Source organism: Nonomuraea sp. C10 (assembly GCF_008017515.1).
Classification (GTDB): Bacteria; Actinomycetota; Actinomycetes; order Streptosporangiales; family Streptosporangiaceae; genus Nonomuraea; species Nonomuraea ferruginea.
Map to the genome: position 1 here is coordinate 1,529,363 of NZ_VPFF01000003.1, position 22,505 is coordinate 1,551,867.

15 protein-coding genes are annotated in these 22,505 nt (G+C 71.8%); 6 read left to right on the forward strand and 9 right to left on the reverse strand.

The genetic code is table 11. The annotated features are described in order from the left end of the window. Nucleotides 1-70 precede the first annotated feature (70 nt). Both FR742_RS44910 and FR742_RS38905 read left to right on the forward strand, forming a co-directional pair. Nucleotides 71-4,474 (forward strand): zf-HC2 domain-containing protein, encoded by a 4,404-nt coding sequence (locus FR742_RS44910; protein ID WP_187281583.1) that lies wholly within the window; start codon nucleotides 71-73, stop codon nucleotides 4,472-4,474. Between the two features lie 184 nt (nucleotides 4,475-4,658). Next, nucleotides 4,659-5,867, forward strand: coding sequence for an NYN domain-containing protein (locus tag FR742_RS38905; RefSeq protein ID WP_148037229.1), 1,209 nt, complete (start codon nucleotides 4,659-4,661; stop codon nucleotides 5,865-5,867). A gap of 4 nt (nucleotides 5,868-5,871) precedes the next feature. On the opposite strand, the gene FR742_RS38910 is transcribed toward FR742_RS38905, so the two are convergent. Then, entirely contained in the window at nucleotides 5,872-6,501 is a 630-nt protein-coding gene (locus FR742_RS38910) for a two-component system response regulator (protein WP_148037228.1), read from the reverse strand. 2 nt (nucleotides 6,502-6,503) lie between these two features. Next, a complete protein-coding gene (locus FR742_RS38915; protein ID WP_148036233.1) occupies nucleotides 6,504-10,679 on the reverse strand; it encodes a HAMP domain-containing protein in 4,176 nt (1,391 codons plus the stop codon). 177 nt (nucleotides 10,680-10,856) lie between these two features. On the opposite strand from FR742_RS38915, the gene FR742_RS38920 reads away from it, so the two are divergent. Beyond that, a complete protein-coding gene (locus FR742_RS38920) occupies nucleotides 10,857-12,347 on the forward strand; it encodes a PP2C family protein-serine/threonine phosphatase (protein WP_261809018.1) in 1,491 nt (496 codons plus the stop codon). Here FR742_RS38920 and FR742_RS38925 read toward each other — a convergent pair. The 3 genes from FR742_RS38925 to rho form a co-directional block, all read right to left on the reverse strand. Then, nucleotides 12,344-14,110 carry a prolyl oligopeptidase family serine peptidase gene (locus tag FR742_RS38925; RefSeq protein ID WP_148036234.1) on the reverse strand — a complete coding sequence of 589 codons (1,767 nt, stop codon included), beginning with the start codon at nucleotides 14,108-14,110 and terminating at the stop codon, nucleotides 12,344-12,346. The two genes, FR742_RS38920 and FR742_RS38925, sit on opposite strands and share 4 nt — an antisense overlap. 151 nt (nucleotides 14,111-14,261) lie before the next feature. Continuing rightward, on the reverse strand, nucleotides 14,262-15,203 hold the full coding sequence (locus FR742_RS38930) for a putative RNA methyltransferase (protein WP_148036235.1): 942 nt from the start codon (nucleotides 15,201-15,203) through the stop codon (nucleotides 14,262-14,264). 61 nt (nucleotides 15,204-15,264) lie between these two features. Beyond that, nucleotides 15,265-16,338, reverse strand: coding sequence for a transcription termination factor Rho (gene rho / locus FR742_RS38935; RefSeq protein WP_261809019.1), 1,074 nt, complete (start codon nucleotides 16,336-16,338; stop codon nucleotides 15,265-15,267). 341 nt (nucleotides 16,339-16,679) lie between these two features. Between rho and FR742_RS44915 the strand changes: the two genes are divergently transcribed. Further along, nucleotides 16,680-16,820 (forward strand): hypothetical protein, encoded by a 141-nt coding sequence (locus FR742_RS44915; RefSeq protein ID WP_187281584.1) that lies wholly within the window; start codon nucleotides 16,680-16,682, stop codon nucleotides 16,818-16,820. A 10-nt stretch (nucleotides 16,821-16,830) separates the two neighbouring features. Beyond that, entirely contained in the window at nucleotides 16,831-17,571 is a 741-nt protein-coding gene (locus FR742_RS38940) for an MBL fold metallo-hydrolase (RefSeq protein WP_261809020.1), read from the forward strand. A gap of 7 nt (nucleotides 17,572-17,578) precedes the next feature. Here the strand turns inward: FR742_RS38940 and FR742_RS38945 are convergent, their stop codons facing one another. Then, nucleotides 17,579-19,480, reverse strand: a complete 1,902-nt coding sequence (locus FR742_RS38945; protein WP_148036237.1) for a nitrate- and nitrite sensing domain-containing protein — start codon at nucleotides 19,478-19,480, stop codon at nucleotides 17,579-17,581. 58 nt (nucleotides 19,481-19,538) lie between these two features. Beyond that, complete coding sequence (locus tag FR742_RS38950) at nucleotides 19,539-20,048, reverse strand: hypothetical protein (protein ID WP_148036238.1); 510 nt, start codon at nucleotides 20,046-20,048, stop codon at nucleotides 19,539-19,541. Nucleotides 20,049-20,131: 83 nt separating this feature from the next. Between FR742_RS38950 and FR742_RS38955 the strand changes: the two genes are divergently transcribed. Continuing rightward, nucleotides 20,132-20,659, forward strand: a complete 528-nt coding sequence (locus FR742_RS38955; RefSeq protein ID WP_148036239.1) for a DUF6886 family protein — start codon at nucleotides 20,132-20,134, stop codon at nucleotides 20,657-20,659. Here FR742_RS38955 and FR742_RS38960 read toward each other — a convergent pair. After that, the gene (locus tag FR742_RS38960; RefSeq protein WP_148036240.1) at nucleotides 20,625-21,596 is read right to left on the reverse strand and encodes a ketopantoate reductase family protein; all 972 of its coding nucleotides are present in this window, start codon (nucleotides 21,594-21,596) and stop codon (nucleotides 20,625-20,627) included. The genes FR742_RS38955 and FR742_RS38960 overlap by 35 nt on opposite strands. Nucleotides 21,597-21,614: 18 nt before the next feature. Next, a complete protein-coding gene (locus tag FR742_RS38965) occupies nucleotides 21,615-22,340 on the reverse strand; it encodes a glycosyltransferase family 2 protein (protein ID WP_148036241.1) in 726 nt (241 codons plus the stop codon). Between the last annotated feature and the right edge of the window lie 165 nt (nucleotides 22,341-22,505).

Consider the following 22,505-nt stretch of genomic DNA (forward strand, 5'->3'; position numbering starts at 1 on the left):
CGCTCGGTTTAGCCATGGGCGTGAGTGCGGAATGACTGCACGGGCAACGGTTCGTAACCGCGAGGTCACCATGAGTGTGGAAACACCGCAGAGCGACGCATACCTGCTGCATGCCGTCAGAGGGGGTGATGCCACCGCGTACGGGCAGCTCTACGAGCGTCACGTGGCCGCCGCACGCGCCCTGGCCGGGCAGCTCGTGTACGGCGAGGCGGAGGTCGAGGACGTCGTCGCCGAGTCGTTCACCAGGGTGCTCGACCACGTGGGCCGTGGCGGCGGGCCGGCGTCGGCCTTCCGCACCTACCTGCTGATCGTGGTCCGGCGCACCGTCCACGACCGCACCCGCGTGACGGGCGAGATCGAGCTGTCCGACACCGCCATGCCCGCCGACCCGGCGTCGGCCCGCCTGGAGGGGTCGCTGATCGCCCAGGCCTACCTGTCGCTGGCGGAGCGGTGGCGGGCGGTGCTGTGGCACACCGAGGTGGAGAACGCCCGGTCCGCCGACGTGGCGCCGCTGCTCGGGCTGTCGGCCAACGGGGTCTCCGCGCTGGCCTACCGGGCTCGTGAGGGGTTGCGGCAGGCGTACCTGCAGCTCTACCTGACGGGGTCGCCGCCGCCCGAGTGCAAGGCGGTGATCGGCAAGCTGGGCGCGTACGTGCGCGGCGGGCTGACCCGGCGCGACTCGCGGTCGGTCGACGAGCACGTGCGCGACTGCCCCAACTGCCACACCGTCCTGCGGGAGCTCACCGACGTCAACCGGGGGCTGCGCACGGTCATCGGGCCCCTGGTGCTGGGCGACGCGGCCGCCGGCTATCTGGAGGCTCTGTCCCGGCCCGCCCCCGCTCCCCGGCGGACGCTGGGCAGGATGCGGCGGACGCACGTCGCGGTGGCGGGCGGGGCGGCCACGGTGATGGCGGTGGCGGCGGCCTTCGCCGTGGTGTCGGGCCAGGACGTGGGAGCCCGCCCCGACGCCCACCCCCGCTCCGCCGCCGACCAGTACGACCACGTCGGCCCGTACGGCGAGAACCTCTCCCATACGGGTGCGGGCGGTACGGGCGGTTCGGGTTCGGACGGCTCCACTGGGGGTGGCTCGGGTTCGGACGGTTCCGGCGGCGACAGGTCAGGCGCGGACGGCCCAGACTCGGATGGAGACGGATCCGACCCAGGCGGCTCCGACGCGGACGGCCCTGGTGCGCAAGCGCAGTCCTCCAGCGGTACGGGTTCCCAAGGCTCGGAGTCCGCCGGCCCGTCGGACGCGGCCCCCCAGGACACGGGCACGCAAGGCTCGGGGCCCCCAGCCGCCTCCTCGCCGTCGGACTCCAAGGCCGTGGGCTTGAACGGCGAGGCAGGCACCGCTGACCGGCCGTCAGCGATGGGCCCGCACGGCCCGTCCCGCGCAGGCGTCCCCTCGGGCCGCCCACCCGCCCTCGTCCCACCCCACGACCCCGACGGGAACCACACCGGCTCCCCGCCCGACCATGCCAGCGGGGACCGCACCGGTGCCTCCCCCGGCGAGGCGAGCCGCGACCGTACGGGCCCGCCTGACCGAGAGCACGCGGGTTCCTCGTCCAGCGAGGCCGGCGCGGACCGCGACGGTTCCTCACCCGGCCGGCCTGCCCGAAAGCGTGCCGGTTCCTCGTCCGGCAACCCTGACCGGGATCGAGGTCGTTCCTCCTCCGGTGAGCCGAGAAGGGATCGCGGTGGTTCCTCACCCGGTGGGCCTGATCGGGAGCGAGGCGGTTCCTCATCCGGTGAGCCGAGAGGGGATCGCGCCGGGTCCTCGTCACGCATGCCTGATCGGGATCGCGGTGGTTCCTCGTCCCGTGACCCGAGAAGGGATCGCGCCGGGTCCTCGTCACGCATGCCTGATCGGGAGCGTGCCGGCTCCTCGTCCGGTGAGGCCAGAAGGGATCGCGATGGCTCCTCGTCCGGGGAGCCGAGGAGGGACCGCGCCCGGTCCTCCTCGGACGAGGCTGGCGGGGAACGCGCCAGCCGTCCGGAGCGTGAGCGGGTGGGGGCGTCCAGTGAGCGCAGGACGGCCCGCCTGCGCGCCTCCGTAGCGGCGATGGGCTCCTTGGTACGCGGCGAGGACGGCATCGTGGCCATGCGCGTCCGCAACATCGGCAATGCGCCGACCCGGGACATCTACGCCGCCATCGAGCTGCCTCCGGGCGTCACCCTCGTCCCCCAGACGAGCCCGATCGCGGAAACCCCATGGACCGTCCCGGGAAAGCCCGGCGCGGTCCAGTGGGTGGCGGCGGAAAGGCATGCCGCCTCCCGGCTCTCTCAGAGCTCGACAGACACGGACACCGAAGGATGGGACACCTCCGAGGTATCGCCCCGTGATGACGGCACGCTCACCCCAGGAAACGCCATCCCTATGCATACGCGCGGGGTAGCCGCCGACCTGGGCGCAGTGGGCTGGGGTGTTCTCCTCCCCGCCGCACTGCACGAACTTCCACCGGAGACGGCCGGTTCTCCTGCGGGTGGATCCGTGAGGGCGCAGGAGGGCACGGCCGAGGCGGGTGGGGGCGTCGACGTAAGCGCAGGTAGAGGCGGGACTGTTCTCCCACTCGCCGTAATGCGCGGGCGTTCAGCAAGTTCTCTGGCGGATGGATATGCGAGCCAGGTGCAGGAAAGCTCTGCCGTGAATCGTGAGGTCACCAACCTCGCCGGAGGTGTTCTTCTACCTGCTGCCATGCGCTGGCACGAAGGTGAGGCAGCGAGCGGACTCGTGCGTGCGCAGGAGGGCGCCGCGGATCGTGCGGGCACCGACGTGGGCGGAGGCGTCCTACCACCCGCTGCCCCGCGCGAGCCTTCACAGGAGAGGGCCGGTTCGCTGGGACGGCTGTGGGGGAGTGCCACCGGGGCTGGCGACCAGGCGGCGGTTCAGTGGGGGGACAAGGCGGAGATCGGGGACCGGGCGGCGGTCCAGTGGGTGGTGGACGAGGCGGAGGCCGAGGACCGGGCAGTGGTCCAGTGGGGGGACAAGGCGGAGACCCAGGGCCGGGCAGCGGTCCAGTGGAAGGTGGACAAAGCGAAGACCGAAGACCGGGCAGCCGTTCAGTGGGTGGTGGACGAGGCGGAGACCCAGGACCGGGCGGCGGTTCAGTGGGGGGACAAAGCGGAGAGCCAGGACCGGATGGCGGTTCAGTGGGTGGGGGATGTGAGGGAAGGGCGGGCCGGTGGGTGGGCGTGCCGGGCCGTCAGAGGTGGGGTGCGGTGTGCCAGGGCGCCGTTGGCGGCGGGGAAGGCCGCGTCGGTGTTCCTGAGGGTGCGGGTGGCGCGGGACGCTCCGGAGGGGGAGGGGCCCAGGCTGCGGGTGGAGGCGGGCGCGCTCAGGTTGAGCGCGCGGGCGCCGGTGGGGGTTCGGGAAGGGGGAGCGCCGGCCAGGTTCGCCGCCGACGGGAGGGTGACGGTCAGGGCGGTGGGGAACGGGTTGCTGACGTGCCCGGACAAGGGTCAGGGGTGCGCGGAGCGGCCCAGGGGTGAGCACCGTGATGGCGACCTGGAGCCGCTCGACCTCGACAGGTTCCGGAAAACGAAAGCCTCCAGCGCCGCCCGGCTCGACCTGCCCCAGGGTGGCCGGATCCTCTGGGCGGGGCTCTATTGGTCGGCCACCGCCGAGGGCGCAGGGCCGATCAAGCTGAAGCCGCCCGGCAGAGGCCGCTACGTGACCGTACGGCCCAGCCGGGTCGCCTGGCAGAAACTGCCCCACGGCCCCGCCTACCAGGCGTACGCCGACGTCACGGGGCTGGCGGCGAGCGCAGCCAAGAACGGCGAGTGGTGGGCGGCGGACCCGCCGATGGGCACGCGGGGTCACGCCGGATGGAGCCTCGTGGTCGTCACCACCGACCCGGCCGCCCCGTACGGCAACGCGGTCGTCCTCGACGACGCCCGGATCGTCGGCGGCGACAGCCCGGCGCTGCGGCTGCCGCTCGGCGGACTGGAGCCCGCCGGCGCCCCCGCCCGGGTGGAACTGGTCGCCTGGGCAGGCGACGCTGGTCTGCGCGGCGACCGGGCGTCGCCGAGCAACGGCCGGGTCACGCCGGAGCGCGGCAACCGCGACGCGGGCAGCGGCTCGGCCGGCACGCCGGAGGGCGGCGACCGCGATGCGGGACACGGCCCGGTCACGCCGGAAGGCGGCAATCGCGACGCGGGCAACGGCCGGGTCACGCCGGAGCGCGGCAACCGCGACGCAGGCAGCGGCTCGGCCGGCACGCCGGAGGGCGGCGACCGCGATGCGGGACACGGCCCGGTCACGCCGGAAGGCGGCAGCCGCGGCGCGGGCGGCGGCCGGGTCATGCCGGAGGTCCGCGACCGTGACGCGGGCGACGCCTCGGTCGGCACGACGTTCGGTGTCGATGTCGACACGGTGAGCCACGTCCTGGGGCACCGTCCCAGCTTGACGATCACGGGGAAGGAGGGCGTGGTGCTGTTCGGGGTCGTTGCGGTGAGCGTTCGTGCGCGACCGTGACGGTGACCAGGACAAACTGGTACGGTTCGCCTAACGGGTCTGGCTTAACGCCGGTCGAGGGGCGAATCGTCGGGATTCACCCTCGCGCGATCACCCGCTTTCATTACCCTGGGACAGGGCCGCCGAGTCCGGCTCTGACGGTGCAGAGCCAGCACGTCGGACCACCACGAAAGGGGCGGTGTCAGTGGATCGCTGCGCGCTGTTCGTCGACGCCGGCTATCTGCTGGCGGACGGCGCGATGGCCGTGCATGGCACCCGCCATCGCGAGTCGGTGTCGTGGGACTATCCCGGGCTGTTGCAGCTGATGTCCAGCCTGTCCCGCGAGCGGACCGGCCTGCCGCTGCTGCGCTGTTACTGGTACGAGGCCACGATCGAGGGGCGCCGCACCTCCGAGCACGACGTGCTGGCCGACATCCCCGGTCTCAAGCTCCGCCTGTCCCGCATCAGGCCCGGCCGCCGTGAGGGCGTCGACGCGCAGGTCCACCGCGACCTGATGACGCTGGCGCGCAACAACGCCATCTGCGACGCGGTCGTGGTGAGCGGCGACGAGGACCTCACCCAGGTCGTCTGCGACGCGCAGGACCTCGGCGTCCGGCTGACCGTGGTCCACATCGCCGCCGACGGGAGCTGGGCCGCCTCGCGCTCCCTGCGCCAGGAGTGCGACGACCTCATCGAGCTTGGCGCCGGTCATCTGCGGCCGTACGTGACGCTGGTGACCGGGTCGTCGGAGGCCGTCAACGGTCACCAGCCGATGAGCAACGGCCACGGCTCACACTCGCTGCCCGCCGCGCCCGCGCCGTCGTCGCTGCCCCCGGCCTCCTCGACCGGCTCGCTGCCGCCGGCCCCGGCCAGCACCGGCAGCCACGCCGCCCCGCACTCCTCCGCGAGCCAGCCCCAGCCGGCGAGTCCCCCGCCCAGCCGGGCCCAGTCGCAGCCTCCGTCGCTGCCCTCGTACACCTTCCCCGCCGACCCGCCCGTGCCGCAGCAGCCGGCCGCGCCGGCGACCGGGCAGCTGCCGCAGCAGTCGCCGACCACCGGGCAGTTCTCCTCGCCGTCGAGCGCGGGCACCTATCAGCAGCTCGGCCCCTACACCGGGCCGCAGCCGGCGCCGGTGACCCAGCAGCCGGCCTCGTCCTCCTCGGGAGCCACGACGCTGGCCGACGCGGTCAAGGCGGCCCACCGCGAGGGCCACGACTTCGGCGAGTCCGTGGCCCGCGACGCGCCCGCCCTCTGGCTGGAGGCGGTGCTGGCGCGCAAGCCCCGGATGCCGTCCGACCTGGAGGCCAGGCTGCTGCAGGGGTCGTCGCTGCCGATCGACTTCCTGCTGCACGACGAGGTCCGTCACGCCCTGCGCAGGGGGTTCTGGGACGCGCTGGAGCGCGCCCGCAGCTGACCGGTCAGGTCAGGGCGTCGAAGCCGGCGCGCAGCCGGGTGACGCGGTCCGTGAGGTCGGTGAGGGGGGCCCGCAGCGCGGAGGCGTCGGACTGCTGGGCGAGCTCACGCACGCGGGACAGCTCCTCCTCGACCGCCAGCAGGCGGCGGGACAGCTCCGGCAGGACCGACGCCTGGTCGCCGGCTCCCGGCGGCAGCTCGTGGCCGAGCCGCTCGCGCAGCAGCGCCGCCTGCTCGGCCAGGCGCTTGTTCATGTTGTAGAGCTCGGCGAACACCGACACCTTGGCCCGCAGCACCCACGGGTCGAAGGGCTTGGTGAGGTAGTCGACGGCGCCCGCCGCGTAGCCGCGGAAGGCGTAGTCGGGGGCGCTGTCGACGACCGTCAGGAAGATGATCGGGATGTTTCTGGTGCGCTCGCGGCGCTTGATGTGGGCGGCCGTCTCGAAGCCGTCCATGCCGGGCATCCGCACGTCCAGCAGGATCAGCGCGAACTCGGTGTTGAGCAGCGCCTTCAGCGCCTCCTCACCCGACCTGGCGCGCACCGGCACCAGGTCGAGCGAGCTGAGGATCGCCTCCAGCGCGATGAGGTTCTCCTCCCGGTCGTCGACCAGCAGGATCTTGGCCCGGTCTGGCATCGTCACGCCCCTTCGGCCGGAGAGTCGGCGGCCCGGCCTCGGCTGAGCCACCCGCGCAGCCGCTCCAGCAGACGGTCGACGTCGACGGGCTTGGGCACGTAGTCGGAGGCGCCGGAGGCGATGCTCTTCTCCCGGTCGCCGCGCATGACCTTGGCCGTCAGCGCGATGATCGGCAGGTCGGCGAACTGGGGCATGCGCCGGATGGCGGAGGTCGTCGCCCAGCCGTCCATCTCCGGCATCATGATGTCCATCAGCACGAGCGCGACGTCCTCGTTCCGTTCGAGCTGTTCGATCCCCTCGCGGCCGTTCTCAGCGTAGACGACCGTGGAGCCGTGTCGCTCCAGCACGCTGGTCAGCGCGAAGACGTTGCGGATGTCGTCGTCGACGATGAGGATCTTGGCGCCGCTGAGCGGGTCGTCGCCCTGCCACTGGCTGGTCTCGACGGGCGCCTCGACCAGCTCGGGCAGCGGCAGGTCGAGCGGCAGGCCGGGCGCCTCGGGGATCGTGGGCGGCTCCTCGACGGAGGCGGTCACGACCTGCTGCCCGCTGCTGCGCGGCCCCTCGGCGGCGCTGACGGCCAGCGGGCCGATGTAGGTGGCCGGCAGGTAGAGGGTGAACGTGCTGCCCTTGCCGAGCTCGCTGTCGACGTGGATCTCGCCGCCGAGCAGGCGCGCGATCGAGCGGCAGATCGACAGGCCCAGACCGGTGCCGCCGTACTTGCGGCTGGTGGTGCCGTCGGCCTGACGGAACGCCTCGAAGATGACGTCGCGCTTGTCGGGCGCTATGCCGATGCCGGTGTCGATCACCTGGAAGGCGAGCAGGTCGTGCGCGATGTGCAGCGAGTCGTCGTCGAAGTCGACGTCCGGGGAGGCCGGGACGACCCGCAGCTTCACCTCGCCCTTGGGGGTGAACTTGACCGCGTTGGACAGCAGGTTGCGCAGCACCTGCTGGAGCCGCTGCTCGTCGGCGCGCAGCTCCTGCGGCAGGTCGGGGTCGACCTCGACGCTGAACTCCAGCCCCTTGTCGGCCGCCAGCGGCCCGAACGCCGCCTCCAGCAGGTCGATCGTCTTGGGCAGCGACACCTGGGTCGGGTGGATGTCCATCCGGCCCGCCTCGACCTTGGACAGGTCGAGCATGTCGTTGATGAGCTGGAGCAGCGCCGACCCGGCCCCGTGGATGGTGCGGGCGAACTCGACCTGCTGTGGGGTCAGGTTGCCCTCGGCGTTCTCGGTCAGCAGCTTGGCCAGCACGAGCAGGCTGTTGAGCGGCGTGCGCAGCTCGTGGGACATGTTCGCGAGGAACTCGTTCTTGTAGCGGGAGGAGACGGCGAGCTGCTCGGCGCGCTCCTCCAGGGTGCGGCGGGCCTGCTCGATCTGGAAGTTCTGGATCTCGATGGCGCGGTTCTGCTTGGCCAGCAGCGCCGCCTTGTCCTCGAGCTCGGCGTTGGACCGGCGCAGCTCCTCCTGCTGGCGCTGCAGCTCGTCGGAGCGTTCCTGCAGCTCGCGGGTGAGGCGCTGGGACTCGGTCAGCAGGTCCTCGGTGCGGGAGTTGGCGATGATCGTGTTCATGGTGACGCCGATGTTCTCCACCAGCTGCGTCAGGAAGTCGAGGTGGACCTCTCCGAACGGGCTGAAGGAGGCCAGCTCCAGCACGCCGAGCACGCGGTTCTCGAACAGGATCGGCAGCACCACGATCTGTGCGGGCGTCGACTGGCTGAGGCCGCTGTCGATGGTGATGAACTTCGGCGGCACGTCGTCGAGGACGATGTGGCGGCCCTCGGCGGCGGCCTGGCCGACGATGCCCTCGCCGAAGGCGAACTTCGCCCGCGGCCCGCGGTCGGGCCGGACGCCGTAGCCGCCGATCAGCAGCAGCTCGCGCTCGTTCTCCGGATCGACCGAGTAGAAGGCGCCGTACCGTGCCGACACGAGCGGCGTCAGCTCGCTCATCGTCAGCTTGGCCACCTCGAACAGGTCGCGGTGGCCCTGCATGAGCCGGGAGATGCGGGCCAGGTTGGACTTGAGCCAGTCCTGCTCCTGGTTGGCCTGGGTGGTCTCGCGGAGGTTGGCCACCATCGAGTTGATGTTGTCCTTCAGCTCCGCCAGCTCGCCCTGCGCCTCGACGGCGATCGAGCGGGTCAGGTCGCCGCGAGCCACGCCGCTGGTGACGGTGGCGATGGCGCGCACCTGGGTGGTCAGGTTGCCGGCCAGCTCGTTGACGCTCTCGGTGAGCCGCTTCCACGTGCCCTCGACGCCCTCGACCCGGGCCTGGCCGCCGAGCTGGCCCTCCGAGCCGACCTCGCGGGCCACGCGGGTGACCTCGGAGGCGAACGAGGACAGCTGGTCGACCATCCGGTTGATGGTGGTCTTCAGGGCGAGGATCTCGCCCTGGGCGTCGACGTCGATCTTGCGGGTGAGGTCGCCGTTGGCGACCGCGGTGGTCACCTCGGCGATGTTGCGGACCTGGTACGTCAGGTTGTTGGCCATGAAGTTGACGTTGTCGGTCAGGTCCTTCCAGACGCCCGACACGCCCTGGACGCGGGCCTGGCCGCCGAGCTGCCCCTGCGTGCCGACCTCGCGGGCGACGCGGGTGACCTCGTCGGCGAACGACGAGAGCTGGTCGACCATCGTGTTGAGGGTGTCCTTGAGCTGCAGGATCTCGCCCTGCGCGTCGACGGTGATCTTCTTCGACAGGTTGCCCTGGGCCACCGCCGAGGAGACCGCGGCGATCTGGCGCACCTGAGAGGTCAGGTTGTTGGCCATGGAGTTGACGTTGTCGGTCAGGTCCTTCCAGACCCCGGACACGCCGCGTACCTGGGCCTGGCCGCCGAGCTGGCCCTCGGTGCCGACCTCGCGGGCGACGCGGGTGACCTCGGAGGCGAACGAGGACAGCTGGTCGACCATGGTGTTCATGGTCGACTTGAGCTCCAGGATCTCGCCCTGGGCGTCCACGTCGATCTTGCGGGTGAGGTCGCCGTTGGCGACCGCGGTGGTCACCTGGGCGATGTTGCGGACCTGGTACGTCAGGTTCCTGGCCATGGAGTTGACGTTGTCGGTCAGGTCCTTCCAGACGCCCGACACGCCCTGCACCTCGGCCCGGCCGCCCAGCTTGCCCTCGGTGCCGACCTCGCGGGCGACGCGGGTGACCTCGTCGGCGAACGACGAGAGCTGGTCGACCATCGTGTTGAGGGTGTCCTTGAGCTGGAGGATCTCGCCCTGCGCGTCGACGGTGATCTTCTTCGACAGGTTGCCCTGGGCCACCGCCGTCGCCACGGTGGCGATGCTGCGCACCTGCGAGGTCAGGTTGTTGGCCATGAAGTTGACGTTGTCCGTCAGGTCCTTCCAGACCCCGGACACGCCGCGCACCTGGGCCTGGCCGCCGAGCTGGCCTTCGGTGCCGACCTCGCGGGCCACGCGGGTGACCTCCTCGGCGAACGCCGAGAGCTGGTCGACCATGGTGTTGACGGTGTTCTTCAGCTCGAACATCTCGCCCACCGCGTCGACCGTCACCTTGCGGCTCAGGTCGCCCTTGGCCACCGCCGTGGTCACCACGGCGATGTCGCGCACCTGCGCGGCCACGCGGGACGACATGGTGTTGACCGCCTCGGTGAGGTCGCGCCAGCTGCCGGACATGCCGCGCAGGTTGGCGCTGCCGCCCAGCCGGCCCTCCGTGCCGGCCTCCCTGGCCACCCGGGTCACCTCGGAGTTGAACAGGGCGAGCTGGTCGACCATGCCGTTGATCGCCTTGCCCAGCCGGCGCACCTCGCCGCGGGCCGAGCGGTCGAGGTCGATCCGCCGCGACAGGTCACCCTTCGCGACCGCGTCGATGACGTCGGCCGCGCCGCTCACGGGGCTCACCAGCGCGTCGATCAGCATGTTGACCGACTCCACGCTCTCCGCCCAGGCCCCCACCCCGGGGCCGGGCGTCAGCCGCTCGCCGAACCGGCCTTCCTTGACCACTTCCTTGCGCACCCGGGTCAGCTCGTTGGCGAGGTGCTCGCGGCGGTCGGCCACCTCGTTGAGCAGCAACCGCACCTCACTGAGGATGCCCGGAGGGGCATACGGGACCCGGCGCCGGAAGTCGCCGTCACGCCATGAGAACAGGGTCTCCAGGATCGGGACGAGATCCGCCTCGGTATATGTCCTCTCCTCAGGACTTGGCGCGGCCTTGGCCGTGGTCATGGGGCCTCCTTCACTCGCGGGGGACTCCGGCGAGTGATTCAAGTCTGTCACGATGAGTAGCTCGTAGTCCTGTCCTTGGATTTACCCCAAGTCAACGGGAAGTGTGGTAGGCACGAGAGGATGACTGCTTCTCCCCATGCGGTGCTAGCTGCGACGTTCGCGGCGGGCGAGTCGGCTGTGACCGACGCGATGAGGTTCACGCGCGAGGTGATGACCGCGTGGGCCACCGGCGGCATGCTCCATGTCGCCGAGCAGATCGCCGGCGATCTCGCGGGGCAGGTCGTGGACGAGCCTTTCGAGATGCTCTGGCGACACCTGGGCGGCTCCGTCCAGGTGGAGGTGAAGCAGCGGAACACCTCACATGGTGATCAGAAAGCTCCCTCCGTCCGTGTCGACGAGTGGGGGATCACCTTCTCGGGTGATTCCCGTGTCCATTGGGCCAGACTCACGCTACCTGGCGCGCACGACAGCTCGGGAGCCGTCGAGTGGCAGCGGCAGAGCGGGCGCGGGCCCCACTGGCTCGGATTCCTCGCCGACGCCAGCGACCTGCTCGCCGGCACCCTCGACCCCGACATGGTCCCCGCCATCATCGCCCAGGTCGTGGTGCCGCGGCTGAGCAGCTGGTGCGCCGTCTACACCGCCGACGCCGCCTCCTCGCCGCTCCGCCTCGTCTACCTGTGGCACGCCGACGAGGCCAGGATCGACGGGCTGCGCGAGCAGCTCAGCGATCTGGACGTCGGCGCCGTCGGCACCCGGATGAGCTCCACCTTCCACCTGGGCGACAACGAGGTGCTCGCGGTCCCGCTCAGCGCCCGCGGCCGAGGTCTCGGCGTGATGTGCCTGGGCCGGCCCGACCGGTTCCCCGACGAGGCCATCCAGCTCGCCGAGGACATCGGCAGGCGCGCCGCGCTGGCCGCCGACAACGCCCGCGTCTACGCCCAGCAGGCCGCCGCCAACCGCGCCCTGCAGCGCAGCCTCCTGCCGCCCAACGAGCCCGAGGTGCCCGGCCTCGACTACGGCGTGGTGTACGAGCCCGCCGGCGAGGTCAACGAGGTGGGCGGCGACTTCTACGACGTGTTCAAGGCCGGCGACGACTCGTGGCGCTTCGCCATCGGCGACGTCTGCGGCACCGGCCCGGAAGCGGCCGCGGTCACCGGCCTGGCCCGCCACACGCTCCGCCTGCTGGCCCGCGAGGGCTACGGGGTCGCGGCCGTGCTCGGCAGGCTCAACCAGGCCATCCTCGAAGAGGGCGAGCGGGCCCGCTTCCTGACCCTGCTGCACGGCGACATCACCCCGGCCGACGACGGACTGGAGGTCCGGCTGGTCTCGGCGGGCCACCCCGAGGCGCTGCGGCTCAAGCCCAGCGGCGTCGTGGAGTCGATCACCACCCCGCAGTCGCTCCTGGGCGTCTTCCCCGAGGTGGTCTTCGAGGTCGACGTCGTCCATCTCGACCCCGGCGACGTGCTGCTGGCGGTCACCGACGGCGTCACCGAGCGACGCTCAGGCGGCCGGCTGCTCGACGACGAGGGCGGGCTGGCCAAGATGCTGGCCGAGTGCGCGGGGCTGTCGGCCAAGGCGGTGGCGGAGCGCATCCGCCGGGGCGCGGCCGACTTCGCCACCGAGCCCAGCGCCGACGACCTGGCGATCCTGGTGCTGCGCGCCCGTTAACGCCGGCCCAGGTGCTTGCGGGCGAAGTCGAGCTGCAGCGCCGTCTGCGCGATCCGCTCCGCGACCACCAGGTTGCTCCGTACGGCGTCGTAGGTGTAGACCTCGTGCTCGTGGCCGTGCCGTTCGAGCTGGGCCACGTACTTCTGGATCTGGCGCGGCGGGCAGCGGGTGTCGTTCTCGCCGGCCAGGATCAGCACGGGGCTCTTCACCTGGTCGACGTAGGTGATGGGGGAGCTGGCCGCGTAGCGCTCCGGCTGCTCCTCGGGCGAGCCGCCGAGCAGCGCGCGGTGGTAGGCGCGCAGGCTCTCGGCCTCGTCCTCGTACGACGTCCGGTGGCAGGCGATGGGTACGGCGGCGATGCCGGCGGCCCACAGGCCGGGCTGCGTGCCGAGGCCGAGCAGCGTGAGGTAGCCGCCCCAGGCGGTGCCCGCCAGCACGAGCCGGTCGGGGTCGGCGATGCCGGCCTCGACCACGGCGGTGCGCACCGCGTTCACGTCGGCCAGCTCGATCTGGCCGACGTCGCCGTGCAGCGCGTCGCGCCAGGCCGAGCCGTAGCCGGTCGAGCCGCGGTAGTTGACCCGGATGACCGCGAACCCGGCGTCCACCCAGGCCGCCACCTCGGGGGAGAAGGCGTCCCTGTCGTGGCTCGTCGGGCCGCTGTGCAGCAGGAAGACGGAGGGGAACGGGGCGGCGCCGTTCTCCGGGCGGGAGACCAGGGCGTGGATGCGCCCGCCCGGCCCTTCGGCGTCCAGGTCCTCCAGGGGGACGCTCGGCGGCGCGGCCGGGCCGCCGGGGTTGAGCACGACCTGGCCGCTGGTCGAGCGGATGACCGGCGGGCGCGAGGCGCTGGACCAGGAGTACTCCACATGGCCGCCGGGGCGCGGGCGCGCCTCCTCGATGACGCCCTGCGGTGTCTCGATGAGCGTCAGCCCGCCGCCCGCCAGGTCGTAGCGGAGGAGGTGGCTGCGGGCCCGGTGACCGCGCTGGATGAGCAGGCCGCGGCCGTCGTGGTACCACTCGGCCGTCATCTCGCCGTCGTCCTTCAGCCAGATCTCCCGGCGCGCGCCCGTCACCGGGTTCCAGACCAGCGGCTCCTGGCGGCGGCGGCGTTCGTGCAGGGCGAGCAGGCGGGAGTCGCCCGGCGCCGGGGCGAAGCTGAGCCCGACGACGCCCATGCCGGGGCCGTCGTACAGCTCGCCGACCACCTGGCCGGACTGGCGCACGACGCGCAGCGCGGGGTGGCGGAAGTCGCCGTACTCGCCGTGGTTGATCGCGATCAGCTCGCCGTCCATGGACATGCCGGCCGCCCAGGCGGCCTCGCCGTGCTCGTACAGCATCTTGACGTGCTCGCCGTCGCGCACCAGGTGGATGCGGAACGTGCCCTCGCTGGCGAGGCTGATCGCGGCCAGGCCGGTGGACGAGAGCGCGATGCCGGCCGGCTGGCCGGGCGGCGCTCCCAGAGCGACGGGCTGGTCGGGGCCGCCGAAGAAGGGCTGGCGCCGCCAGCTGCCGAACTCGTCGCCGTCGGTGTCGTCGAACCAGTAGATCCACTGGCCGGCGGGGTCGATCGCGGCGTGGGCCGTGCCCAGAGGCCGGTCGGTGACCTGGCGGGTGGCGCCGCTCGCGCGGTCCCAGGCGTAGACCTCCCACGTGCCGGTGGCGTTCGAGCGGTAGATCGAGCGGTTCGGGGCCAGGGGGGCGTAGGACGGCAGCGACATGCGCGACGCGCGGAACCTGGCCTGCCAGCGTTCCTCGGCCTTCATCCGCCGCGCTCCCCTCCCATGGGCGCCCCTCGCCGTCCTCATCGGCAACGGGTTGCCGTCCAGTATTGCGCTTGCGTCGCGGAAATACTCCGGAAATGTGGGGGAATTTGGTACTAAACGCCCCATCAGTAACACCAGTCTCAGATGCCCGTCAAGAGGGTGACCTTGCGCCAGGTGTCACTTCGAAGGTAGATAGGTGGAACTCTGCCTTCGTAACCACTTTTTCTAGCCTTTTCGCGTTATTGCGGGAGAAAACTCGCGTTATCCCCTCCGCCAGCTCCTCCTCGCCCAGGTGCCACGCACTCGGCCCCATCCCCACCACGGCCCGGACCTCGTCAGGCCCGAGCGCCATGTCGAACGCCACCACCCGCCGCTCCACCTCGGCGAACCCCTCCAGGCTCCGCGCCACCCGCTGCTCCTTGCCGGCGTCGACGGACAGCAGCCCCAGCTCCTCCACCAGCGGGCTGAGGTGGCCGGGCGCGGGCGTCACCACGACGACGCGCCCACCGGGCCGCAGGATCCGCCGGAACTCGGGCCCGTTCCTGGGCGCGAACACGTTCATCACCACGTCGGCGACCCCGTCTCCGATGGGCAGGCGCCGCCACACGTCGGCCACGAACGCCCCCACCCTTGGGTGCGCCCTGGCGGCCCGCCGCACGGCGTGCTTGGACACGTCGAACGCCATCACGACGCCGCGTCCCGCCGCGTCGAGGACGGCCGCCGAGTAGTGGCCGGTGCCCGCGCCGGCGTCGACGATGACCGGCTCGGCCCCATGGCCAGAACCACCGTACGCCTTCGCGCGCCCGCCGTCAGGCGAGTGTGAGAACGATTCGGCATGGGCGCTCCAGACCGCCTCCGCCAGCGCGCTCTCCAGCGGCGCGAAGTGACCGGCGGACAGGAAGGCGTCGCGGGCGGCGACCATCTCCGCGCTGTCGGCCGTGCCGGGCGGGCGGGACCCGACGAGCAGGCTCACGTAACCCTGCCTGGCCACGTCGAAGGAGTGGCCCCGGGGGCAGCGCAGCGCGCCGGGGTCGAGCCGCATTGACTGCCCGCAGACGGGGCAGGCGAGGTGTTCGGCGATGTCGGCCAGCATGCGGCCCATTGTCGCGGCCTACTGTCGCGCCTGGGCGCCGAGGGGCCGTCAGACAGCGCCGTCAGACGGTGGCGGCGGCCCGGACCAGGAAGTCGGCGTTGGACGCGGTCTCGCGGAGCTTGCCGACGAGCATCTCCATGCCCTGGTGGCGCTCCAGGCCCGTCAGCGAGCGGCGCAGCCGCCAGACCACCTGCCGCTCCCGCGCGGGGAGCAGGATCTCCTCCCGGCGGGTGCCGGAGGCGTCCAGGTCGACGGCCGGGAACACGCGGCGCTCGGCCAGGTCGCGCACCAGGTGCAGCTCCATGTTGCCGGTGCCCTTGAACTCCTCGTACAGGCTGTTGTCCAGCCGCGAGCCGGTGTCGACGAGCGCGCTGGCGAGGATGGTGAGCGAGCCGCCGCCCGCCACGTTGCGCGCGGCGCCGAAGAACCGCTTGGGCGCGTAGACGGCGGCGGCGTCGAGGCCGCCGCTGAGCGTCTTGCCGTTGCCCGGCGCGGTGTTGTTGTAGGCGCGGGCCAGGCGGGTGAGCGAGTCGAGCAGCAGCACCACGTCGCGGCCCTGCTCGACCAGGCGCTTGGCGCGCTCGACGGCGAGCTCGGCGATCGCGGTGTGGTCGCGGTCGGGATGGTCGAAGGTGGAGGCGAAGATCTCGCCCTGGATGCCGGCGCGCATCTCGGTGACCTCTTCGGGCCGCTCGCCGACCAGGAGGACCATGAGGTGCGCCTCGGGATGGTTCCGTGTGACGGCGGCGGCCAGGGCCTGGAGGACCATGGTCTTGCCGGCCTTGGGCGGGGCCACGATGAGCCCGCGCTGGCCCTTGCCGATGGGCGCGAACAGGTCGATGACCCGGGTGCTGAGCGACTCGGTCTCCAGGTGGAGCCGTTCGTCGGGATGCACCGGCGTCAGCTCGGCGAACCGCGGCCGGTCGCGCCAGTGGCTCTCGCCGTTGACGGTCTCGACCTCGACGAGCCTGCCGCCGTCGGCCTTGGCGGTCACGTGGTCGCCGGGACGGAGCCCGAGCTGCTTGACCCGGTCGGCGGTCAGCCGCAGGTCACCGGAGCTGGGTAGATGGCGGGTGCGGAGGAATGCGGATTTGTCCCGCACGTCCAGCAAGCCGCTGATGACGTGAACAGACATGATGAACCCCTTTGAGGGCATGCCGGTAAGAGAAGCACCGGCGCGCGTAGGTGAGGAAACCCGAGGCCCGCGGAAGGGGCAGATCGGGAGGGAGGAGAGCGGCGGAGCTTGAGCTCGAACGCCACCGGCAACGTACCACACGTCGCTGCCCATGAAACGTCTAGCCCTCTCGGGCTATTCCCGGGGCATTCTCGTGTCTTCGCGCGTGAAACGCGCCGTGGACCGTAACAATGTTCTTCTCGCCGTCCTGTCCGATCCGGACATGGATTCCGCAAGCGCCCTGCAGGACCTTTGCAATGACGGCGAGGTTACCTATACGCAGACGATCCTTGGGGGATGACATGAACAGCACCCGTTGCCCGCGATGCCACAACGAGCTCGACGAGGGCCCGATCATGTACCGGTGCGCCACCTGCCGGCGCGCGGTCTTCGCCGCGGACCTGGAGAACGAGTTCGTTCCGCGCCAGCCCGTGGCCGCCTAATCTGGGGCGTATGCCCCACCAACCGCTGCACGTGGCCGGCGTCGAGGTGACACCCCTCTGCGACGCCGTCGGCCCCATGGGCGAGGCGATCAGACGCCCGCTCGCCGAGACGTTCCCGGGAGCAGACCTCCCGGAAGAGCCGTGGATCCTCCACTTCCACTGCTACCTGCTCCGCGACCGCGCGGGCCGCCTGACCCTGGTCGACACCGGCATAGGCGGCACCGACTCACCGGCGTCCAGCTGGGCGCCGGTCCCCGGCTCGCTGGCCGGGGAACTGGCCGCCGCGGGCGTCGCGCCCGCCGACGTCGGCACCGTGATCCTCACGCACCTCCACAGCGACCATGCCAGCGGGGCCGTCGCCGACGGCCGGCCCGTGTTCGAGAACGCCCGCTACGTGCTCCAGGACGCCGAGCTGGAGGCCGCCGGCGGCGCCATGCTCCGCCAGGTGATCGACGTGATCAAGGGCCAGCTCCAGGTGGTCGACGGCGACGCCGAGGTCGCGCCCGGCGTGCGTGTCCACCTGACCCCCGGCCACACGCCCGGCCACCAGATCGTGCGGCTCGGCGACCTGGCGATGACCGGCGACCTCGTGCTGCACCCCGCGCAGCTCGCCGACCCGGCCGTGCGCTACGTCTACGACGACGACCAGGAGCGCGCGGCCGCCACCCGGGCCGAGGTGCTGGCCGGGCTGCGGGCCGAGCGGGCGCTGCTGGCCACCGCCCACTTCGAGGAGCCGTTCGTACGGCTCTGAAGGTGATCTACCGGCCGGCGAGCACCGGCTGATCGGCCAGCAGGCTCGCCGGCAGCATCACCCGCGCGGTCAGCCCTCCGTAGGGCGAGGGCGCGAGCGTCACCTTGATGCCGTGACGCGACGCCAGCCGGCCGACCACGAACAGGCCCAGCCGGTCGCTCTGCGCCAGGTCGAACTCCGGCTTCTCCGCCAGCCGCGTGTTGAGCTGGTCGAGCTCCTCGCGGGGCAGGCCGAGCCCGCGATCCTCCACCTCGACCGTCAGACCGTGAGGGGTCGAGGTGGTGCGCAGGTCGACGCGGGTGCGCGGCGGCGAGAACAGCGTCGCGTTCTCGACCAGCTCGGCCATCAGGTGGGCCACGTCGGTCACGGCCGTGCCCAGCAGCGAGACCGGCGGCGGCTGCAGCACCTCGACCCGCTGGTATTCCTCGACCTCCGCCACGGCCGCCCGCAGCACGTCGACGATCGGCACCGGGTTGCGCCAGCCCCGGCCCGGCTGCTGGTCGGAGAGGATGATCAGGCTCTCGGCGTGGCGGCGCATGCGGGTGGTCAGGTGGTCGAGCTTGAACAGGTCCTCCAGCATCACCGGGTCCTCGGTGCCCCGCTCCATGCCGTCGAGCTGCATGAGCTGGCGGTGCAGCAGCGACTGGTTGCGGCGGGCGAGGTTGACGAAGACCTGGTTGACGCCGTGGCGCAGGTTGGCCTGGCTGAGCGCCGCGTTGACGGCGGTCGACTGCACGTCGTTGAACGCGTGCACGATGTCGTGCACCTCGGACGTCTCCGCCTTGACCTCCAGCGGCTCCACCGAGGTGCCGACCGGCGGCTTGGCGCTGGTGCGCAGCTGCTCGACCAGCTCGGGCAGGCGGACCTGGGCCAGGTGGGTGGCGGCGTCGCGCAGCCCGGCGAGCTCGCGTACGAGCCGCTTGCGGAAGCGCAGCGACAGCAGGATCGAGGCGAGCACCGCCAGCAGGCCCACCCCGCCCGCAACCGCGATCTTCATCAGGATGCCGGTGGCCGCGGGCGCCAGCCGCTGCGCGTACGCGGCGCTGGTGGTGCGCTGGTTGGCCTCGACGGCCTTCCACAGGTTGTTGGCGTCGACCGGCCAGGTGGCCGCCTCCGCGGGCAGGCCGTTGACGACGGCCTGGCCCCGCATCGCGTCCTCCGCCTCCAGGAACTCCTGGTAGAGGGGAGAGCTGATCAGCTCCTGGTAGGGGGTGCGCAGCTCGCCGTCGAGCTGCGTCAGGGCCTGCGAGTAGAGCAGCCGCCTGGTCGCCGCCCACTCGGCGAACGCCTCACGCTCCGCGCTGGTCACCCGGCCCCGGCTGAGCACCACGGCGATCATCGCGCGCTCCCTGGAGAGCATCTCCTTGCCCTCGGCCAGCATGGCCAGCGCCCGTACGTTGCGGTAGAGGGCCAGGTCGGGCACCAGGACCAGGGCGTCGTACATGCGGAAGGAGGCGTCGACGATCTGGTTGTAGCCGTTGATCAGGTCGAGCTGGGACGGGTTGGGCGCGTCGACGTCGCGGCGGATCTGCGTGAGCCGGTCGAGCTGCCTGAACAGCGCGTTGAGCTGGGCGCTCATCGCGGGGGTGAGGTCGTCCTGCCGCCCGGCCAGCTCGCGCAGCTCCTTGGCCGCTCCGTCGGTCAGCGTGCGCTGGAGGAACAGGGTCTCCGGATTGCGCTTGGCCGAGATGAACTGGATCGAGGACAGCCGCTCGTTCTGCAGGTGAGTGGTCAGCTCGCTGGAGGGCTCGGCCAGGTTGGTGGTCAGCCTGTCGGTCTCCAGCATCTGGATGCCGTCGCCCGCCGTCAGACCCGCCGCGAACGCCCAGAGCCCGACCAGGGAGGTCAGCGGGACGAGCAGGAGGATGAGCAGCTTGATCGCGATGGGACGGCCACGTGTGGGGGGCATGCGACCTCCGGAGGCATGTGCGGGCGCCTCGCAGATTACACCCCAGCGCGATCCGGGGTCATGCGCCGGCGCGGGGGCTCGACGCCCCCGCGCCCGGAGCGGTCATCGCCTGGTTTTGCTCGGGACGGCCGGCCACGAGGCGGTCGTCCTCGGCGCGCTCGGCCGTGGCCGCGCGCTCCTCGGCGGCGGTGCGCCGGTCCGCCGCGCGCTCGTCCGCGGTGGTGCGCCGGTCCGCCGCGCGCTCGTCGGCGGCGGTGCGCTGGTTGGCCGCGTGCTCCTTCTCCAGCTTCTCCTGCAGCCGGCGCTTCTCGCTCTCCAGCTCGGCCACCCGGTGGGAGGCGTCGGCCCGCGCGCCGCGGAGCGCGCGGCGGTGCCTGGCGGACCTGCGCGAACCGAGCGCGATCAGCCACAGCCCGAGCAGCAGCACGGCGGCCGCGGCCGCGCCGGCGAGGAACATCTCGACGTGGTTCGGCTGGAAGGTGTAGCCGAACAGGTTGTAGCTCGTGCCTTCCTCGGCGAGGACCAGGATGGCCGCGCCGACGCCGAGAATCACCAGTAACAGACCCATGAAGATCATCTGCACTCACCCCTTGTCGTCAAAGCGACGTCCAACTGCCCAAGGAGCGTGGGGATATGCGCGAGGATCAAGGAATGAGACCCGATCCCGGCGAGGTTCTGCACTTCTCGGAGGATCCGACGATCGAGCGGTTCGTCCCTCACGTGGCGCCGACGTCCAGGCAGAGCGAGCCGTACGTGTGGGCGGTGGGGGCCGACCGGTGCCCTGACTACTGGTTTCCGCGCGCCTGCCCGCGGGCGCTGGCCTGGACGGGGCCCGGGACCACCGCGGAGGACGCCGTACGGATCATCGGCGCCGGCTGCGGTGACCGAGTGCACGCCATCGAGTACGGCTGGCTGAGGCCCATGCTGGAGACCAGGCTCTACGCCTACCGGCTGCCCGCGGACGGCTTCGCGCCGATCGGCGACCCGCCGCACGCCGTGGTGTCCACGGTGCCCGTGACGCCGCTCGGCCCGCCCGAGCCGGTGGGCGACCTGGTCGAGCTGCACGAGCGGGCGGGCATCCAGCTCCGGCTGCTCGACAGCCTCTGGCCGTTCTGGGAGGAGGTGATCGGCAGCAGCCTGGAGTTCAGCGGAATCCGTATGCGGAACGCGCGCCGATGAGCGCGGTCAGCTCCTCGACCGTCATCGAGCCCGGCCGCCGCCGCTCGCGGGCGAACCGGTTGGCCTCGCGCTGCAGCACCTCGTTGACCGGGGTCGGCAGGCCCAGCTCGCGCCCCAGCAGGACGATCTCGCCGTTGAGGTGATCGGCCTCGATGGAGCCCGAGCCCTTGGCCAGGCTCTGCCAGGACGAGCCGCCGCCGCGCGCCTCGCCGCCGATCGGGCGCATGTCGACGCGGTCGCCGCGCAGCTCGCGCTCCTCCCGCGGCGTCGAGTACGGGATCCCGGCCGCCTCCAGCACCGCGACGCCCTCGGCCCTGGCCTGGTCCAGCAGGGGCCGGGCGGCGGGGTCGGGCCCGCACAGCGCCTCGACGGCGTTGGTCAGGTTGGTCAGCAGCTTGCCGTGCTTCCACCGCATGACCTCGGTGGAGGTCACCCCGACCAGGTGGCTGCGGTCGAGGTCGGTGGCGATCTGCTTGGCCAGCTCGTCGGAGCCGTACGGGTAGCGGCCGACGTGCAGCAGCCCCGAGCGCGGCCACCCGTAGGCGGCCACGACGCCGGGCTCGGTGTGGAGGGCCGGCAGCCACACGCACATGCCGTAGACCCTCTCGAACCGGCGCAGCGCGGTCCGCTCGTTGGCCACGCCGTTCTGCGCGCACACCACCGGCAGGTGGCGGGGCCACGGGTCGAGCGCGGCCACCGTGTCCTGCGACTTGGTGGCCACGATCAGCACGTCGCCGTCGCGCGCCGGCACCGGGCCGTCGGTCGCGGGGATGTCGATGACCTGGTCGGAGCCGGGGGTGATCAGGCGCAGGCCGCGTTCGCGCAGCGTCTCGTAGTGGGCTCCGCGTGCGACCAGCAGCACGTCGTGGCCGCCCTGGTGGAGCCGGGCCCCGATGGTGCCGCCCACCGCTCCCGCGCCGATCACGATATATCGCATGTTAGGAGGTGTCACCTTTCATTTGGCGAGCGCCACCTCGGCCGGGGAGGCCGTGGAGGCGCGAAATCGCTCCCGGAAGATGGTCTTCAGCACCCGCCAGCCGTCGCGCAGCGCGTGCAGGTTGCTCTCGCCGTGGATGCGGCAGCGCTCGTGGCTGGGCACCTCCCTGGTGACCAGCCCGGCCCTCGCGGCGCGGATGTTCATCAGGGTCTCGATCTCGAAGCCGTCGCAGTCGAGGGCGAGCGCGTCGAGGTGGCGTGCCCAGAACGCGTTGTAGCCGTAACACAGGTCGGTGTAGCGCGTCCCGTACATCAGGTTGGTCAGGACGGTGAGCGCCCGGTTGCCGAGTGAGCGCAACGGGCTGAGGTCGTCGGAGCCGCCGCCCGGCGCGTACCGCGAGCCCTTGGCGAAGTCGGCGCCGGCGGCGAGCGCGTTGACGAACGAGCGGATCTCGCGGCCGTCGGTCGATCCGTCGGCGTCCATCATGACGATGATGTCGCCCTTCGCCGCCGCCGCTCCCTCGATCAGGGCGTTGCCCTTGCCGCGCCGGGTCTGCGCGACCACGCGCAGGTCAGGGCGGAGGCGGCGGGCGACCGCCACCGTGTCGTCGGTCGAGTCGCCGTCGACCAGGATCACCTCGTCGATCCAGGCCGGTAGGGTGGCGAAGACGTGGGGGAGGTTGTCTGCCTCGTTCAGCGCCGGGACGATGACGCTGACGGTGGCGGGGAAGGGCTGCTCGTTCATGCAGGCAAAGATCCCTTCACGCGCATGCAAGACACTTGACGACGCCTTGCATCAGTCGCGGATCTCTGTGTCGGTGACCACTCCGTGACCTGCGAACATATACGGAAAAAGGTGTTCTTACCGGCGATCGTCCATCCGGTCATGACAGCTTGACAACGAGCCGTC